Consider the following 16,236-nt stretch of genomic DNA (forward strand, 5'->3'; position numbering starts at 1 on the left):
TTAAACAACGTTTATAGTGGTTTTTCGGTTTGAGACTTATGATACAGCCCCTTTTTATTAATTTTATAAGATAATTCATAAATAGTAAGTAGTGCGTTACCTACCTAAAAGAGCTACCATAAAGTTTAAAATTGGAATTTTTTGATTAAACGATCAATTACAGGCAATTTTAGGATAATCACTAAAATAATTGTGTTCAATGGAAGAGAAACAGCGTTTTTAGCGATACGAATTGGCATGAATGCTGCCCAAGCTTTACCTTGCATCATTTTAATCCATAGAGATCCAAATCCTAAGTTTACAATAAAGGTTACTAAAACAACTGCTATAAGAATATTTTTCCAATTACGTTCTTTACGCCACAAAAACCAACCATAAATGAAACCAGCTAAACCGGCACTAAAGGTATAACCGAAGAAGAAGCTATAGCCATTTAGAAGAGCAGTGATAATGTCATTAGCTACCGATATAACGATAGCCCACCATGGACCAATTATAGCGCTGGAAATAGCAGTACCGATAAAGCCAACTCCAATTTGGGCAATTTCACCTACTCTAAACGCTGGTATATAAGCTAACATAATACGAAACGCTAATAATAAAGCCATGGTAGTTAATTGTAGGGTGGTTAGTTTCCCTTTATTACCATATGAAATAATACGACGGGAATCAGGTTTTTGCATAAAAAATACGCTCCTTTTTTTGACAAGAGAGCGCTACAAATAATATTAATGCAGCGAATGCAAAGATAGTATCGCAAGAATAAATTCTTTTCGTTTGTTGGCCACATCCCATCCAACAACACTTGACGTTCTATCTTTTACTCTGTCTAATGATATACATCAGTGTAACTTACTTTCAAAGAAATTGGAAGGGAAAATCGTTTAGGAGGACTTGTGGTATAATGTAAAAAAAGGAGGGTTAATATGAAGAGCGTTTTAATCATCGCTAATCCAGGTTCAGGTAAGGGTAAGGCCAAAGCATATGCTGAGCAGTTAGCTGATTTACTAATTAATACATACGATGCTCAAGTCAAACACCGAACAACTGAAAAACCTCAAGATGCCTATGATTGGGCAAAAACTACCCCTGCAGATGAATACGACACTATTATTTGTTTGGGCGGTGACGGCACTATTAAGGAAGTGGTATCCGGTTTAATGGAGAATTCACAACCACCTCATTTTGCTTTTTTACCCTTGGGGACTGTAAATGATTTAGCAAGATCTTTAGGAATCTCTCTAAACCCAGTAAAAGCCATTAATCAATTTAAATCTTTAGAGTTAAAAAAATTGGATATCGGGCAAGTTAACGAGCAGTATTTTGCGAATGTTCTTGCGCTAGGAGCTATTCCTTCAGCAGTATTTGAAACTGAATCTAAAGTAAAAAATAAGATTGGGGTATTAGCTTATTTATTTGATGGCTTTAAAGCGATGTTTGAAGAGGAAGATTTTGATTTAGACATTAGTGTCGATGGAAAGGAATCTCATCACCTTAAAACCAATCTTATATTATTAACACTCACTACTAGTGTGGGAGGAATGGAAAATCTTCTTTCACAAGACCAGCTATTTGATGGATTGGGTCATCTTTATGCTTTTAAGGGTTCATTGGCTATATCAAGCATAGCTACTTTTATTGAAGAGAAAGGCTTGCCTCGACACGAATTAGATAATGAGTCCATCTTGTCGTTAAAGGGTAAATCATTCGATATTAAACTCGCTTCCTTGAATGAAGAACGTGAACTAAAAGCGAACATTGATGGCGATAAAGGCCCAAGTTTACCATTAAAAATTAAGATTCATAGTCAAGCACTTTCTGTATGGGTTCCAAAGGTAGAGAAAGAGTAACCTTTAGAATAAAAAAGAAAAATGTGGTATAATAACAATTACAGAGGGCAATTTAAGAAAAGAGGGATAACGTGTCGAAAAAAATTTCAGATGGGCAACGAAGTCTAATTGAAAAGGAGTTAAGACGCGGGACAAGCAAGTCACGTATCGCTTCGCTATTAGATGTAGATTATGAAACGGGTCTTGAAATGATTGAATCAGTAAAGTTAGCAATTCGACCAGAAATAGGGGATAAGATTACTTTCAAATTTAGAGAAAGTAGCATGACAGGAATAATTACAAAATTGCTTTCTAATAGTGCTGTTGTAGATATTTATTGGCAAGAATCAGATATGATGATGCAAGATATTATTGAAGAGAAGACCATAGTCAATTTCAAAGATATTATTGATTTTATATCCTTACCACCACAAGAAGAGGATAAGCATGTCATTCTTGATCCACAACCTACCGTGCACCATAAAAACACCAAGGAAAATGATACACAGTCAGAAGAAGAGAAGTAAAATTAGAGCGAGTCTACTATAGACTTGCTCTAATTTATTTAGAAAGTTTTCTTTAAATTTCTATCTATAGACTTAGTTGTTTGATTTCATCGATAGCCTGTTGGAGAATTTCATCCATTCGCTCATTTTGATCGGATTCTTCACTTTTTTCTATATGGTAATAACTTAAAAAGCTATTAAACCATGCAACAGGGTCTGAGATTTTTTCTTTGATAAATGGATAGTATACCATCACCAATAAATTTATTTCTTCTAGTAGACCATCATAAATATGAGGATTATTATTGACCGTATAATCTTCAAGAAGAGCTTTTATTTGTAAATAGGTCGAATCTTCTTTATAAGGGACTAGAGATAGGCTATCGATGATTTTAATTTCTTCAAACCATGTCAGTTTTAGATGGGCCTGGTAATTTCGAACTATATAATGATGCAATATATCACTTTTAACGAATTGACTTATCTCTTTGTCAGCCAATAATGCAGTCAAGATTGGATGTTTAAGGGAGTAATCTAAACTATAGAAGTTTTTGATTTCTTTTAAAAGTTCATATAAGGTTAGTTCTTTCAATTGTTTCAACTTTGAATCTAACCTCTTCGTATTTATAAGGAGTTGAAGTTCTTTAGAAAGAGCTTCTTTTTCTTTAATTTTTTCAATTTGTTTAACAATCAAAGAGTTATCCCATTTTTTTGATCAAAATATTCTTTGATTTCATATAGCTGAATCAATAGTTTTTGATGAGAAAAAAGATAAGGTAAAGAATGAACATAAAGCATCGCTAATTCATAGTCAAGGTCTTGTATGGAGTGGTCTGAAAGAAAATTTTGCCATAACTTTTTGACAGCTTGACTTTTATTTTGAATAATATGAATAGAAATTAGTTCTTTAAACACTTTAAGGGAAGGTTCTATCTGATAGCTTTCTTTCAAAAAGTTAGATGCACTTGCATAATCATTTTGTTCAAGCGCATTCATGGCTTTGCGATAGAAATATTCGCTCTTATTTGGCATATGAATAAGATCTGTCAATTGAGGAGACTCCTTTCAAAATAGAGAGGGTGAAAAACCTATGTGGATACAAATTGATGCCGCTTTTGATCCTAAAACTAAAGAAGCGGGCCTAGCTTTTTTGGTATTCAATGGTGAAAAAGTTGCTACTTTTAAATTTTATATTAATGAATGTCTGGATAATCACCAAGCTGAGTTTTTTGCTTTAAGATTAGCTATGCAATGGATCAAGCAAGAAAAATTAAAAACAGATCAACTCATTCAAATTAAAACCGATTCTAAGATTGTTTTCCAATCGATTGAAAAACGTTTTGCCAAAAAAGACTATTTTAGCAAGCTTTTAAAAGATATTCTCTTTGAAATGGACTATTATCCTTTACTTTTTCTAAAATGGATTCCTGAAAAAGAAAATCGAGCAGCTGATCAAGCAGCAAAACAAGCCTTACGTAAACAAGGGAAAGTAAAGACTTTAGACCCTTATTTATTTGTAGACCAAAATTGATAATAATTTACTTTTAAGGCACCGTTATATAACTTGCGTTTTTTGCTAGCTTTTTCACCATAAAATTTCTCAAATGAGTCATCACTTGAGAGAATATACTTCGACCAAGTGGTCATCAAACGGTAAATAGTACCCATGTCCTGGTATAGTTGGTGTACCTTATCTTCATCTAGCAAGCGGTCCCCATAAGGAGGGTTGGAGATTAAAATGCCATATTCTTCATTCGGACGGTAATCTTTTAACTGCATTTGTTTAAAAGTAATATCTTCTCCCACACCGGCATTTGCTGCATTTTGCTTGGCGATTTCAATCATTCTTCCATCTATATCGCTTCCAAAGATATTGAGTTTTATTTCATGGTTAATTTTTTGACGTGCTTTTGTTTTTTCCTTTGACCATACTTCTGGATTAAAGAACTCCCATTTTTCTGCTGCAAATGACCGATTTAATCCTGGAGCAATATTGCGTCCCATTAAGGCAGCTTCAATTAAAATTGTTCCAGACCCGCAAGTTGGATCATAAAGAGGACGGTCAGGGAACCAAGTAGTCAATTTGACTAAAGCTGCTGCCATATTTTCTTTTAGAGGCGCGCCACCTTTTTCAGTTCGATAACCTCGTTTAAATAGACTGCTTCCACTTGTATCTAAAGTAATCATCGCCACATCTTTTAGTATCGATATTTCAATAGGGTAGTAATCACCTGTTTCGCTCAAAGGCATTTTACGAGCATAGTGATCCATTAGCCGTTTGGCAATGGCTTTTTTGACAATTCTTTGACAGTTAGGGACAGAATAAAGTTTTGATTTCACCGATTTACCTGAAACAGGAAATTCTCCATCCATGGGCAAGAGGTCTTCCCAGGCAATCGCATAGGTTTGGTCAAACAATTCTTCAAAAGAGGTTGCTTTAAATTCGCCAACCACTACTTTAATTCGATCAGCTGTTCTCAACCATAGGTTTGTTTTAGCAATATCTTCTGCAGTTCCTTTAAAGCGCACGCGACCATTCTCTGTTTGTGTTTCATAGCCTAAATCCTTGAGTTCTTGATTAGCTATTCCCTCGATACCTGCCGCTGCTGTAGCAATTAAGTGATATGTTTTCATGGATAATCCTTCCTTTTAAAAAAACACGATTCAACAAGCTTTTAGGCTCAGAATCGTGTTGTTGACTATATGCATCTATAAATACCTATATTAGTAAATTTCGATAAGCCATGTTCTGTCAATATTTATTCCATAGGCAAGAATAAATAAAGGGTAATCATCTATCTACAAGATAACTTGTCTCTCTTTCAGTTAAGCAATGCTTACGCATTTTCCCATACAGAGAGTGCCCCTACCAAATTTGGGTTGCTCGCTCGAGGGGTTTACCGCGTTTCAGCTTTTTGTTTCCAAAAAGATCGTCTCTGTGGCACTTTATGAATTACTTATTCTTAGCTAAGCCTTAGAATATTCACTCGCCGTTCACCTTAAGGCTACCTTAGCTTATTGTTTCGCTAAGCACGAACACTACAAGCGTTTCAGCTTGTGCGAGCATGGACTTTCCTCAGCCAAATGAATTGACCGCGATTACCTGAAATTTACTATGATCATTAATTTTGACTATACTCTGTGTTTGAAATTTTGGCTCCGAAAACATGTTTTTCTAAGTTAGATAAACGTTTAAGGATATCAAAGTTGGTTACGCCAGAACCTGGAGTTGTTGAAACGTTTTTCTTAGCTAATGATAACTGCTTAGTTAATTCATCTATTTTAGCAATGAGTCGCTCATTTTCATTCTTTAAGAACACTACATCTTTTTGATAAGAATCATAGTCACGAATAATACTATCGAGATACTCATCGACTTCAGCAGCATTATAGCCACGCATGGAACGAGAAAATTCTTTTTGTAAGATATCTTTTGCTGTTAAGTTTTTTTCTGCCATGAAGTTCACCTCGTTTATTAGCTTTTATATTAATAGAATATCAACTACTATTTTATCCTTTTCTTTTGAAAATTTCAAAAAAAGTTACAAATATTCTAAAGTCTATTATTTATTATTACATGCCCTTATTAAAATAGCTAGACTTAATCTTGAAAAAATAACTTCTTTTGATTGAAAAAAGATAAACTGTCCTCCATAATGTGAATAAGCTCAGCTTTAAATTTTTTAGATGCATTGACTGGGGGGGTTTAATGACTCATTGGACAAAAGTGACTATCTATCTTGAAACTAAGAAGCCTGATGAAGTGGAATATGTTTCTCATCTCTTATTTGAGTGGGGGGCGAAAGGGACGCAGCTTATAAATGTCGATGGATATATGGAAAATAAAGAAAATTTATTTGGAGAAATTCCTTTAGCTCCATCCCTTAAAGAACAAGATAAACGGGGGCTTGTCTTAGGTTTTTTTGAACAAGATATAGAAAAAGACTTGTTCGATAGTTATTTAGAAGATAACCTTTATTTCGATTATAGTTGGGAAAAAGAGCCGATTGAAATGGAAAATTGGCAAAAAAATTGGATGAAAAACTACCGAATTCAAGAAATTTCACGATTTATAAAAGTTGTTCCGGTATGGGATGCTTATTCTCCAAAATATAAGGATGAGAAAGTTATTTATTTAGACCCAGGAGTTGCCTTTGGAACAGGTGATCACCCGACAACCCGACTCGGCGCGCAAGCTTTAGAAATGGTTATGCGAGGTGACGAGAAAGTTTATGATGTTGGAACGGGATCTGGTATCCTTGCATTGATAGCTTTTGCTCTCAGCGCACAAAAAGTGGTGGGATACGATCTTGATCCTCAAGCAATCGCAGCTGCTAAACAAAATCTTACTTATCAAAAATGGCAAAATATGGGCTATTCTGATGATTTTCAACCACCTATATCATTTCATGTCAATGATTTATTAAGAGGTGTTGAAGAAAAAGTAAATATCATCATGGCAAACATCCTACCTCATATATTACTCAAGCTCTATCAGGATGCCTATCAGCTTTTAGAAAAGGGTGGCTATCTCATTCTTGGAGGCATACTGACTGAGAAGGCAGAACAAGTAATCGATTCTTTATCAACAGATCAGTGGGAAATAATCCAAATTAATTATTATAAAGGATGGGCTGGTATCACGGCTCAGAAGAAAGAGTGAGTTATGCATCAATATTTTATCGATGATTCGAATCAAATAGTAGAAATTGGCAAGAAAGTTGTTTTGAATCCATCAGACAGTCATCATTTGGTCAATGTTTTAAGGGCTAAGCAAGGGAAGGAGTTAATAGTTGTATACGATCAAAAGAAGTATCTAGCTTCTTATCTCAAAAAAAAGAATGATTATGCTCTATTAGAAATCATGTCACCCTTAAGTGAGACTCTCAGTCAAACGGAGTTACCGGTCGAGGTAGTTGTAGCTTGTGGTTTATCCAAAAATGACAAAATGGATTCAATTGTTCAAAAAGCTACAGAATGCGGCATGAGCAGCTTTCAACCATTAGCTTTAAAACGTGATGTAGTCAAATGGGACCGGAAAAAAGCTGGTAAAAAAGTTGAAAGACTACAAAAAATTGCTGATAGTGCTGCAGAACAGTCAAAACGTTTAAAAAAGGTTGAAGTTAAGCAGCTTTTAAATTTAAAAGACTTTGTTAATCAGTATCGTACTCATGACATTAAACTAGTGGCATTCGAAGAAAGTGCTAAAGAAGGTCAACACCATCTGTTAGCCAAAATATTAAAAAATATCGAAAAGAATAAAAAGATAGTTATGGTATTTGGATCGGAAGGTGGATTAGAACAACAAGAGGTATCTTTCTTAGTAGAAAATGGCTTTGAGATTTGTAGCTTAGGTCCAAGAATCTTACGGGCAGAGACGGCACCTATTTATCTTTTAAGTGTCCTATCATATGTCACTGAAATTGAAAGGGAGTTTTAAAATGGAATTAAATAAATATATCGATCATACTTTATTAAATGCAAATGCAACCAAAGACCAAATTAAGCAAATTTGTCAAGAAGCCTTGGAATATCAATTCATGTCAGTTTGTATTAATCCAGTATGGGTTACTTATGCGAGTGATTTGTTGAAGGATTCAGACATCAAAGTCTGTACAGTGATTGGTTTCCCTTTAGGAGCGAATACTTCATCTACTAAAGCTTTTGAAGCAAAAGAAGCAGTGAAAAATGGGGCTAGTGAAATTGATATGGTAATCAATATCGGAGCGGCTAAAGCTGCTGATTGGGAAACAGTAGAAGAGGATATCCGTCAAGTCGTTCAAGCTGTTCCAGAAGAAATTATTGTGAAAGTTATCATCGAAACTAGTTTACTTGAAAAAGAAGAAAAAGTGAAAGCTTGCCTTGCAGCCAAAGCAGCCAAAGCAGATTTTGTTAAAACTTCCACTGGCTTTTCAACAGCAGGAGCTGTGAAAGAAGATATTGCTCTAATGCGTTCGACTGTTGGTGAAACAATGGGAGTCAAAGCTTCTGGAGGCGTTGGCGATAAAGAAACTGCATTAATAATGATTGAAGCAGGCGCAAACCGTATTGGTGCTTCTAAAGGGATTAAAATTGTTTCTGAATAAAATTTTAAAACAACTGTGTCTTTCGACCAGTTGTTTTTTAGCATAAGCTAAGATTGATAGTATTAAAGAGGCTAATATTGTTTTATAGTGAGTATTTAAGTTATAATAGTAGAAAAATTATCTAGAAAGAGTGGTGATAATATGGGTAGAAATGATGTCTATACTGGTGAAGAAGTTATAGCAATTTGTCGATCTTATATGAATGACAGTAAGGTAGCTTTTGTAAAAAAGGCATTAGCAGTAGCAACCAAGGCCCATGAAGGGCAAGAACGTCTCTCAGGAGAACCCTATATTAATCATCCAATTCAAGTAGCAGGTATTTTAGCGAATATTAAATTAGACCCTGATACAGTAGCTACTGGCTTTTTACATGATGTAGTGGAAGATACGGACTACACTTTGGAAAAAATCCAGGAAGAATTTTCAGAATCCGTCGCCTTCTTAGTAGATGGCGTTACTAAACTCGGTAAGATTAAATTTCAAAGTAAAGAAGAACAATTAGCAGAAAATCATCGTAAAATGTTGATTGCCATGGCTAAAGATATTCGTGTGGTAATGGTTAAATTAGCTGACCGTTTACATAATATGCGCACTTTGAAATTTCAAAAACCCCACAAACAAATTGAAAAGTCTCAAGAAGCATTAGATATTTATGCACCCTTGGCTGAACGAATTGGTATGAGTGTCATTAAATGGGAATTAGAAGATATTTCTTTAAGATATATTAATCCTCAAGCCTATTATGATATTGTCCATCAAATGGACCAAAAAAGAGATGAGCGCGAAGAATATATTCAAGTTGTCATTGATCAGATAAAAGATGCGATTGACGAACTGTCCATGGACTCTACTGTTTATGGAAGACCGAAACATATTTATTCCATTTACCGTAAAATGGTCGATCAGAAAAAAGAGTTTGATGATATCTATGATTTATTAGCGGTTCGCGTTTTAGTCGATTCGATTAAGGATTGCTACGGAGTCTTAGGCATTATTCATACAAAATGGAAGCCGATGCCAGGACGCTTTAAAGATTATATTGCTATGCCTAAAGCTAATATGTACCAATCAATTCATACGACTGTTATTGGACCTCAAGGCAAACCTGTTGAAGTTCAAATAAGAACGCACCTTATGCATGAAGTGGCAGAGTACGGACTAGCAGCTCATTGGGCCTACAAAGAAGGGAAAACAGTCGATGAGCAACCACGAGATAACATTCAACAACAGTTAAAATGGTTTCATGATATTGTTGAGTATGAAGATGATGCAGGGAATGCTAGTGAATTCATGGAATTTATTAAAGAAGATGTTTTTAAAGATCAAGTTTATATCTTTACTCCTAAAGGCGACGTCTTTGAATTACCATTAGGCTCAGGTCCAGTCGATTTCGCTTTCCATATCCATACTGAAATAGGAAATAAGACGGTTGGAGCAAAAGTTAATGGTAATATCGTTCCTCTTAATTATCGCTTGAAAAATGGAGATATTGTTGAAATATTAACCAATCCGAGTTCTGTTGGCCCTAGCCGTGATTGGCTCAAGTTTGTTAAAACTTCTAAAGCACGCAATCGGATCAAACGTTATTTTAAAATGCAAGAGCGTGAGAAAAATAGCGAAATTGGACAGGAAATACTTGAAAAAGCCCTGAAAGAAAACGAAACATCTTTAAAAACAGAACTTAAAAAGAACAAAGAAAAAGACTTACTTGAGAGATTTAACTTCAATGAGATGGAAGATCTTTATGCTTCTATCGGCCTAGGAGAAATCTCACCGACTTCTATTATGCATTTTTGGAATATTAAGAAAGTCGACAAAAATGTAAAGCTATCTAATGTCATTTCTAAAGATAGGGAGACCGACTCTAACAAAGAAAAAGTAGGAAATGAAAAAGGATTAGTGGTTGACGGCGTTGATAACTTAATGATGCGACTTAGTCGTTGTTGCAACCCGGTTCCCGGTGATGAGATAGTTGGTTATATAACAAGAGGCAGAGGCATTTCTGTTCACCGCAAAGATTGTTCCAACTTAAAAAGTGAAATTGAATTGGATGATCGAACGATTGCAGTGCATTGGTCCGAAGAAAAGCAAGAAGAACATGAGTATGAAACAGAAATACAAGTCATTGGTTTTGACCGGTCGGGTATGATTAACGACGTTTTAAACGTTGTCAACCATACGGTCAAAAACCTCAAAGCAGTCAATGGGCGCATTGATGATCAAAGTCAAGCCATCATCAAACTTAAGGTTTTAGTTGCTGATACACAACAATTACATGAATTAATTGTTAAATTAAAGAACATCCCAGATGTTTACGAAGTTAAACGTCAAGGCAATTAGGAGGTCAAATGAAAGTAGTTATTCAAAGAGTGAACCATGCCAGTGTAACAGTTAATGAAGAAGTAGTAGGAGCCATTAAAGAAGGCCTTCTACTTTTAGTCGGATTTGGACCTGAAGATACGGTTAAAGACTGTGAGTATTGTGCTAGAAAAATTGTAACTATGCGGATTTTTGACGATGAAGAAGGAAAAATGAATTTATCGTTGAAAGATACTGGCGGCAGTATTCTCTCAGTCAGTCAATTTACCCTGTACGCTTCTTGTAAGAAAGGGAATCGCCCTAGCTTTACCAATGCTGCAAAACCAGACCAGGCTGAAGAATTATACCATTATTTCAACCAAGAGCTTGACAAAAAAGGTTTTAAAGCTAAAACAGGTATTTTTGGAGCTGACATGAAAGTTGAATTTGAAAACAATGGACCTGTTACAATAATTTTGGACTCCAATGAGTAAACAATACCCCTGATAGAGACCTTATCTATCAGGGGTATTTATTTCTAATTGATTTCCAACTTGATTAAAATAAGTTGAGAGTCCTTCAGTAATAGCATCAGCTAATTTTTGATGGTAGTCATCCGTTAACATTAACTCCAAGTCTTCGCTGTTTGTAATATAACCGAGTTCGAGCAAGAGGGAGGGGACGGTATTTTCGCGTAAAACATGAAAGTTTCCATACTCCACACCCAAATTAGGTCGACCAGATGTTATCAACCCAGAATGTAAGGTCTTCGCAAATTCTTCGTCATTTAAATGATAGAAATATGTACGAACACCTTTGACCTGAGTGTCATAGGAGGAATCGAAATGTAACGAAAGAAATAAGTCTGGCTGTTTTTGGTTACTGATTTTAACCCTTTCAGCGAGGTCTAAAAATTGGTCGCTTTCATTAGTTAAGATAACTTTAGCCCCGAAAGCTTCAAGTGTTTTCTTTAATACTTTAGCAATCTTATAGGTAAAGCTTTTTTCAGCATACTTTTGATCTTTACTCAATGTACCTGGGTCTTCTCCACCATGGCCAGGGTCTAGCATGATGGTCGCTTGTTGGAGTTCAGATTTAATAGGTAGAAAGCGATGGTCAATTGAATAGTAAGGCTCAGATAGAGAGAAGGAATCAATATATCCTTTAACTCCTTGACTGTCTTCTACGTAGTAAAATGATTCCTGAGGACTATATTCAACATAATCAAGCCTTGTAAATTCTTGTAGGTAATCCGTTTGATAAATCATATTAGAAAAAAAGTCTGCTTCTTCTAATAAGTATTCTTCTTTTTTGCGCATGATAAGCTTGTTTTTCAAGCTTTCTTTTTCTTTTTCTTTTTTATTAATACTGCTATCTAAAGCATTCTTTTCGGCAATTAAACGCTCCGCGTCTTGTCGATTCAATAATTCTATCTCGTTTATGTTTACAAAGGCTGGTTTACCTTGATAATTAACTTGAGCCCAATTTTTTTCTATATAATTAATAGGGATGAGGCTTTCCTTAGGAATATTTGAGAGAATAGGACTTTTAGAATCAGCTTTTTGATAAAGAGCCGTTGATTTTTCAAAAGAGGCTGCTAAATCTTGGTCACTTTTTAGTTCCTTGTTTTCGATTAGCCACTTGGGTAACCAACCTTCAACTTTCCCTTGATAGCGCACTTTAAGCCAACCGGTTTGTTCTTGAATAATTTCAATAGGAAAGTCAGGATCAATTTCGGTTAAAACCTCGGAATTAGTAGTTGGAAAAGAGTGCAGAACGATTCCTTGACGATCAATTGGTAAAGCTTTTAAATTGCTAAGATTAACAATTCCCCATACTGTTATGACGCTAATTATAAGTGTTAATAAGAAAGGAGTAAGTCGCTTTTTAGTTAAGTGTTTCAAATTTTTGGTCCAAACGATAGCCATCCTATATTCCTCCACTATTCCTCTATTAATTGCATTATAGTTGATTAATTGAATTAAAGGTCAACTCTAGATGGACTGTTACACAATAGTAACTAGATTGTTAATCATTTGCTATAAAGTAAACTAAAGAAGAATTTTAATTCAACTTGACAAATCAATCATCATTGAGTAATCTGAACATAATTAATCAATTCGGTGAAATAGACAAGTAGCTCTGTAATATACAGTGAGCAACGTTGAGTGAAAAGTTGCATTTGAGAGTGAAGACACTATGGAGAAGAATAATCAAAAGTTATTCCGTCAATCACGTTACGATTAAGAGGTAATGGATAAATTCATTACAAATATAGGTGGTACCACGTTAATGCGTCCTAAGTGAAAACTTAGGGCGCTTTTATATTAGGAGGGGTAGAATGATTCAAAAGATGAAAGGCACCGTTGATATCTTGCCAGAGGATAGTTATCGTTGGCAATATGTCGAAGATGTAGCAAGAGATTTATTTGATCAATATATGTATCGTGAAATACGGACACCGCTTTTTGAGTCCTATGATTTATTTTCACGTTCAGTTGGTAATACTTCAGATATTGTCTCTAAAGAAATGTATGACTTCTATGATAAAGGAGAACGACATATTAGTTTACGCCCCGAAGGGACTGCGGGTGTTGTGAGAGCATACGTTGAGAATAAATTGTTTGGTCCAGAACATGCACAGCCTTTTAAGGTTTATTATTTAGGTCCTTACTTTCGTTACGAAAGACCCCAAGCAGGACGTCAACGACAGTTCAATCAAATGGGCGTCGAAGTTTTCGGGTCAGAAAATCCAGCAACGGATGTGGAAGTTATCAGTTTAGCTTGGCATTTCTTTCAAGAGTTAGGTTTAAAAAATATTACTTTACAAATTAACTCACTAGGAAAGCCAAACGATCGGCAGGCTTATCGTCAAGCGCTTATTGCTTATTTTGAGCCACATATTCATAATTTAAGTGATGATTCTAAAAAAAGACTGCATGACAATCCACTGCGTGTACTAGATTCAAAAGATGCTAAGGATAAAGCTTATGTAAAAGAGGCTCCAAGTATTTTAGATTATTTATCTAAAGAGAGTAAGGACCATTTTGGACAAGTTCAATCCATGCTCAAGCAACTAGAAATACCTTTTGAAGTCAATGACAAGGTGGTAAGAGGTTTGGATTATTATCAGGATACTATTTTCGAGTTTGTAGTAGATGATAATCGGATTGGTGCTCAATCAACGGTTTGTGGTGGTGGTCGCTATGATGGACTGGTTCAACAAATAGGCGGACCTGAGAAGCCTGGCTTTGGTTTTGGATTAGGGCTTGAACGTCTCATGTTATTAATGGATCAACAAAAGATTGACATTCCACCATATGAGCCTCTAGACTTATATGTCTTATGTCGTGATGAGTCGGTTAATCAATTAGCAACCGAGTTAGTTCAAAAGGCTAGATATGCTGGATTGATTGCAGAAAGAGATTACTTATTTAGAAGCATAAAGTCTCAGTTTAAAACAGCCGGCAAATTAGGGGCCAAATTAACTATTATGTTGGGTGAGCAAGAAGTTGAGTCTGAGATATTAGTCGTTAAAAATCAAGAAAATGGGACAGAGACCGAGATTTCAAAAGGTGACTTATGGTCTGATTTTTATGGCGTTTATCGCCGTTTAACAACGGATACGAGTGTAATTGATAAATATTTTAGGGGTGAATAAAATGACAGAAAGAACTGTATATTGTGGATTAGTAGATGAACAGTACCTTGGTAAAGCGATCACATTAAAAGGATGGGTACAAAAAAGAAGAGATTTAGGGAGTTTAATTTTTGTTGATTTACGTGATCGTGAAGGCTTTTGTCAAGTGGTCTTTAATGCTGAGAGACTTTCAAAAGAAGATTTTGAGCTAGCCAATCGGATTCGTTCAGAATACATTATTGAAGTGACTGGAGAATTGGCATTAAGAGAAAACAATCAAATGAATAAGCAAGTTAAAACAGGACGTTTTGAGCTGTATGCCAATGCTTTAACCATCTATACTAAAGCTAAAACGCCTGCTATATATATTGAAAATGATTTGGATGTGGATGAAGAAGTTCGCTTAAGAAATCGTATGTTAGACTTACGTCGTCCTAAAATGCAAGCAAATATTCGCCTACGTCATAATGTAACGCGAACAATCCGTAATTTCTTAGACCAAAGAGGATTTGTTGATGTTGAGACACCTATGTTAACCAAATCCACTCCGGAAGGTGCTAGAGACTATTTAGTACCTACTCGCCGTGAAGGGGGATCCTTTTTTGCATTACCTCAATCACCCCAACTATTTAAGCAACTGCTGATGGGTGCAGGCATGGATCGCTATTATCAAATAGTTAAATGCTTCCGAGACGAAGATTTACGTGGTGACCGTCAACCAGAATTTACCCAAGTCGATATTGAAACCAGCTTTTTAGGTCAAGAAGATATTCAATCATATATAGAAGAGATGCTAAAAGAAGTTGTCAAAGAAACAAGAGGAGTAGAAATTAAGCAAGCATTCCCAACCATGACTTATGCTCAAGCAATGGAAGAATACGGGTCAGATAAACCAGATATTCGCTTTGACATGAAATTAAAAGACCTCTCTCAATGGGCTGAACATAGTGAATTTGGCGTCTTTAAAAATGCTGTAAAAGATGGAGGGCAAGTCAAAGCCATAAACCTTAAAGGCTTAGCTGATGAATACACACGCAAGACAGCAGATGCCTTATCAGAAGTTGTTAAACCCTATGGAGCTAAAGGCTTAGCGTGGATTAAAGTATTAGAGGAAGGCTTTAATGGACCAATCGCTAAATTCTTTACTGAAGAAGACCAAGACCAGATTAAAGAGACGTTGGAAGCTAAAGAGGGAGACATCCTCTTCTTTGTGGCTGATCAAGCCAGTGTCATTGCTGATTCCTTAGGCGCTTTACGTAATCATTTAGCCAAGAAACACACCTTATACGATGTTGAAGAGTTAGCTTTTTTGTGGGTTACCGATTGGCCATTATTTGAATATGATGAAGATAATCAAAGATATGTTGCTATGCATCATCCGTTTACTGCTCCGCAAAACGACGATGTCCAAGCATTAAAAGACAATCCAGCGGATGCTAAAGCTAAAGCCTACGACATTGTTCTTAATGGTTATGAAGTGGGAGGTGGATCTCTAAGAATTTATCAACGTGAGATGCAAGATCAAATGTTTGAATTATTAGGATTTACTGCTGAAGAAGCTAAAAGTCAATTTGGTTTCTTATTAGAAGCAATGGATTACGGCTTCCCTCCTCATGGTGGTATCGCTTTAGGCTTAGATCGATTAGTGATGATACTTGCTCAAGAGCCTAATATTCGTGAAGTCATTGCCTTTCCAAAGAATGGTCGTGGTCACGACTTATTAACAGATGCACCAAGTCATGTTTCAACCGATCAATTGGATGAGTTATATTTACAATTAAAAGCTAAAAAATAATTCCCATTAAAATTTGAAGTAGTTATTAATGGGGCTGTATCATAAGTCCATTTTTGCTATAACCTTTAAAATAAGACCCGAG

16 protein-coding genes, 1 other RNA gene, 1 riboswitch and 1 other annotated feature are annotated in these 16,236 nt (G+C 35.6%); of the genes, 10 read left to right on the plus strand and 7 right to left on the minus strand.

All coding sequences use genetic code 11. From position 1 onward, the window contains the following. Positions 1–125: 125 nt before the first annotated feature. A complete protein-coding gene (locus ACQV2R_RS07805) occupies positions 126–683 on the minus strand; it encodes a folate family ECF transporter S component (RefSeq protein ID WP_428872986.1) in 558 nt (185 codons plus the stop codon). A gap of 49 nt (positions 684–732) precedes the next feature. Next, positions 733–830: riboswitch (THF riboswitch) on the minus strand. Positions 831–926: 96 nt separating this feature from the next. Here ACQV2R_RS07805 and ACQV2R_RS07810 point away from each other — a divergent pair. Both ACQV2R_RS07810 and ACQV2R_RS07815 read left to right on the plus strand, forming a co-directional pair. Then, on the plus strand, positions 927–1,850 hold the full coding sequence (locus tag ACQV2R_RS07810) for a diacylglycerol/lipid kinase family protein (RefSeq protein ID WP_428884910.1): 924 nt from the start codon (positions 927–929) through the stop codon (positions 1,848–1,850). 71 nt (positions 1,851–1,921) lie between these two features. Then, positions 1,922–2,356 carry a DUF2187 family protein gene (locus ACQV2R_RS07815; RefSeq protein ID WP_428872988.1) on the plus strand — a complete coding sequence of 145 codons (435 nt, stop codon included), beginning with the start codon at positions 1,922–1,924 and terminating at the stop codon, positions 2,354–2,356. Positions 2,357–2,420: 64 nt separating this feature from the next. Here ACQV2R_RS07815 and ACQV2R_RS07820 read toward each other — a convergent pair whose 3' ends face one another. Then, complete coding sequence (locus ACQV2R_RS07820) at positions 2,421–3,029, minus strand: hypothetical protein (RefSeq protein WP_428892061.1); 609 nt, start codon at positions 3,027–3,029, stop codon at positions 2,421–2,423. Continuing rightward, positions 3,026–3,385, minus strand: coding sequence for a hypothetical protein (locus ACQV2R_RS07825; protein WP_428892062.1), 360 nt, complete (start codon positions 3,383–3,385; stop codon positions 3,026–3,028). Before ACQV2R_RS07825 ends, ACQV2R_RS07820 begins: the two co-directional genes overlap by 4 nt. A gap of 40 nt (positions 3,386–3,425) precedes the next feature. On the opposite strand from ACQV2R_RS07825, the gene ACQV2R_RS07830 reads away from it, so the two are divergent. Next, complete coding sequence (locus ACQV2R_RS07830; RefSeq protein ID WP_428892063.1) at positions 3,426–3,866, plus strand: ribonuclease HI family protein; 441 nt, start codon at positions 3,426–3,428, stop codon at positions 3,864–3,866. On the opposite strand, the gene ACQV2R_RS07835 is transcribed toward ACQV2R_RS07830, so the two are convergent. From ACQV2R_RS07835 to gpsB, 3 genes are all read right to left on the minus strand, one after another. Further along, positions 3,842–4,969 (minus strand): THUMP domain-containing class I SAM-dependent RNA methyltransferase, encoded by a 1,128-nt coding sequence (locus ACQV2R_RS07835; RefSeq protein WP_428872991.1) that lies wholly within the window; start codon positions 4,967–4,969, stop codon positions 3,842–3,844. The genes ACQV2R_RS07830 and ACQV2R_RS07835 overlap by 25 nt on opposite strands. Positions 4,970–5,068: 99 nt before the next feature. Continuing rightward, positions 5,069–5,446, minus strand: an RNA gene (rnpB, locus tag ACQV2R_RS07840) — RNase P RNA component class B. A gap of 11 nt (positions 5,447–5,457) precedes the next feature. Then, positions 5,458–5,793, minus strand: a complete 336-nt coding sequence (gene gpsB / locus ACQV2R_RS07845) for a cell division regulator GpsB (protein ID WP_428872992.1) — start codon at positions 5,791–5,793, stop codon at positions 5,458–5,460. Between the two features lie 251 nt (positions 5,794–6,044). Between gpsB and ACQV2R_RS07850 the strand changes: the two genes are divergently transcribed. From ACQV2R_RS07850 to dtd, 5 genes are all read left to right on the plus strand, one after another. Then, positions 6,045–6,998 carry a 50S ribosomal protein L11 methyltransferase gene (locus ACQV2R_RS07850; protein WP_428872993.1) on the plus strand — a complete coding sequence of 318 codons (954 nt, stop codon included), beginning with the start codon at positions 6,045–6,047 and terminating at the stop codon, positions 6,996–6,998. Positions 6,999–7,001: 3 nt separating this feature from the next. After that, positions 7,002–7,775: an RsmE family RNA methyltransferase gene (locus ACQV2R_RS07855; protein WP_428872994.1), complete on the plus strand. Its 774-nt coding sequence runs from the start codon at positions 7,002–7,004 to the stop codon at positions 7,773–7,775. Position 7,776: 1 nt separating this feature from the next. Next, the gene (gene deoC, locus ACQV2R_RS07860) at positions 7,777–8,421 is read left to right on the plus strand and encodes a deoxyribose-phosphate aldolase (protein ID WP_428884913.1); all 645 of its coding nucleotides are present in this window, start codon (positions 7,777–7,779) and stop codon (positions 8,419–8,421) included. A gap of 141 nt (positions 8,422–8,562) precedes the next feature. After that, positions 8,563–10,761: a RelA/SpoT family protein gene (locus tag ACQV2R_RS07865; RefSeq protein ID WP_428892064.1), complete on the plus strand. Its 2,199-nt coding sequence runs from the start codon at positions 8,563–8,565 to the stop codon at positions 10,759–10,761. Positions 10,762–10,769: 8 nt separating this feature from the next. Continuing rightward, on the plus strand, positions 10,770–11,213 hold the full coding sequence (gene dtd / locus ACQV2R_RS07870; protein ID WP_428872998.1) for a D-aminoacyl-tRNA deacylase: 444 nt from the start codon (positions 10,770–10,772) through the stop codon (positions 11,211–11,213). A gap of 21 nt (positions 11,214–11,234) precedes the next feature. Here dtd and ACQV2R_RS07875 read toward each other — a convergent pair whose 3' ends face one another. Beyond that, positions 11,235–12,647, minus strand: coding sequence for an N-acetylmuramoyl-L-alanine amidase (locus tag ACQV2R_RS07875; protein WP_428884914.1), 1,413 nt, complete (start codon positions 12,645–12,647; stop codon positions 11,235–11,237). 186 nt (positions 12,648–12,833) lie between these two features. Then, positions 12,834–13,024: a binding site (T-box leader), on the plus strand. Positions 13,025–13,060: 36 nt separating this feature from the next. On the opposite strand from ACQV2R_RS07875, the gene hisS reads away from it, so the two are divergent. Beyond that, positions 13,061–14,380, plus strand: coding sequence for a histidine--tRNA ligase (hisS, locus tag ACQV2R_RS07880; protein ID WP_428873001.1), 1,320 nt, complete (start codon positions 13,061–13,063; stop codon positions 14,378–14,380). Position 14,381: 1 nt separating this feature from the next. Further along, positions 14,382–16,154 (plus strand): aspartate--tRNA ligase, encoded by a 1,773-nt coding sequence (gene aspS / locus ACQV2R_RS07885; RefSeq protein WP_428884915.1) that lies wholly within the window; start codon positions 14,382–14,384, stop codon positions 16,152–16,154. Positions 16,155–16,236: the final 82 nt, after the last annotated feature.

The organism is Facklamia sp. P12937, from assembly GCF_050409505.1.
Taxonomy (GTDB): domain Bacteria; phylum Bacillota; class Bacilli; order Lactobacillales; family Aerococcaceae; genus Facklamia.

Excerpts from the sequence above, each read along its gene's own strand:
- aspS (WP_428884915.1), top strand. The coding sequence starts at position 14,382 with ATGACAGAAAGAACTGTATATTGTGGATTAGTAGATGAACAGTACCTT.
- ACQV2R_RS07865 (WP_428892064.1), top strand. The coding sequence starts at position 8,563 with ATGGGTAGAAATGATGTCTATACTGGTGAAGAAGTTATAGCAATTTGT.
- ACQV2R_RS07805 (WP_428872986.1), bottom strand. The coding sequence starts at position 683 with ATGCAAAAACCTGATTCCCGTCGTATTATTTCATATGGTAATAAAGGG.
- dtd (WP_428872998.1), top strand. The coding sequence starts at position 10,770 with ATGAAAGTAGTTATTCAAAGAGTGAACCATGCCAGTGTAACAGTTAAT.
- ACQV2R_RS07875 (WP_428884914.1), bottom strand. The coding sequence starts at position 12,647 with ATGGCTATCGTTTGGACCAAAAATTTGAAACACTTAACTAAAAAGCGA.
- deoC (WP_428884913.1), top strand. The coding sequence starts at position 7,777 with ATGGAATTAAATAAATATATCGATCATACTTTATTAAATGCAAATGCA.
- gpsB (WP_428872992.1), bottom strand. The coding sequence starts at position 5,793 with ATGGCAGAAAAAAACTTAACAGCAAAAGATATCTTACAAAAAGAATTT.
- ACQV2R_RS07835 (WP_428872991.1), bottom strand. The coding sequence starts at position 4,969 with ATGAAAACATATCACTTAATTGCTACAGCAGCGGCAGGTATCGAGGGA.
- ACQV2R_RS07850 (WP_428872993.1), top strand. The coding sequence starts at position 6,045 with ATGACTCATTGGACAAAAGTGACTATCTATCTTGAAACTAAGAAGCCT.
- ACQV2R_RS07855 (WP_428872994.1), top strand. The coding sequence starts at position 7,002 with ATGCATCAATATTTTATCGATGATTCGAATCAAATAGTAGAAATTGGC.
- ACQV2R_RS07830 (WP_428892063.1), top strand. The coding sequence starts at position 3,426 with ATGTGGATACAAATTGATGCCGCTTTTGATCCTAAAACTAAAGAAGCG.
- ACQV2R_RS07810 (WP_428884910.1), top strand. The coding sequence starts at position 927 with ATGAAGAGCGTTTTAATCATCGCTAATCCAGGTTCAGGTAAGGGTAAG.
- hisS (WP_428873001.1), top strand. The coding sequence starts at position 13,061 with ATGATTCAAAAGATGAAAGGCACCGTTGATATCTTGCCAGAGGATAGT.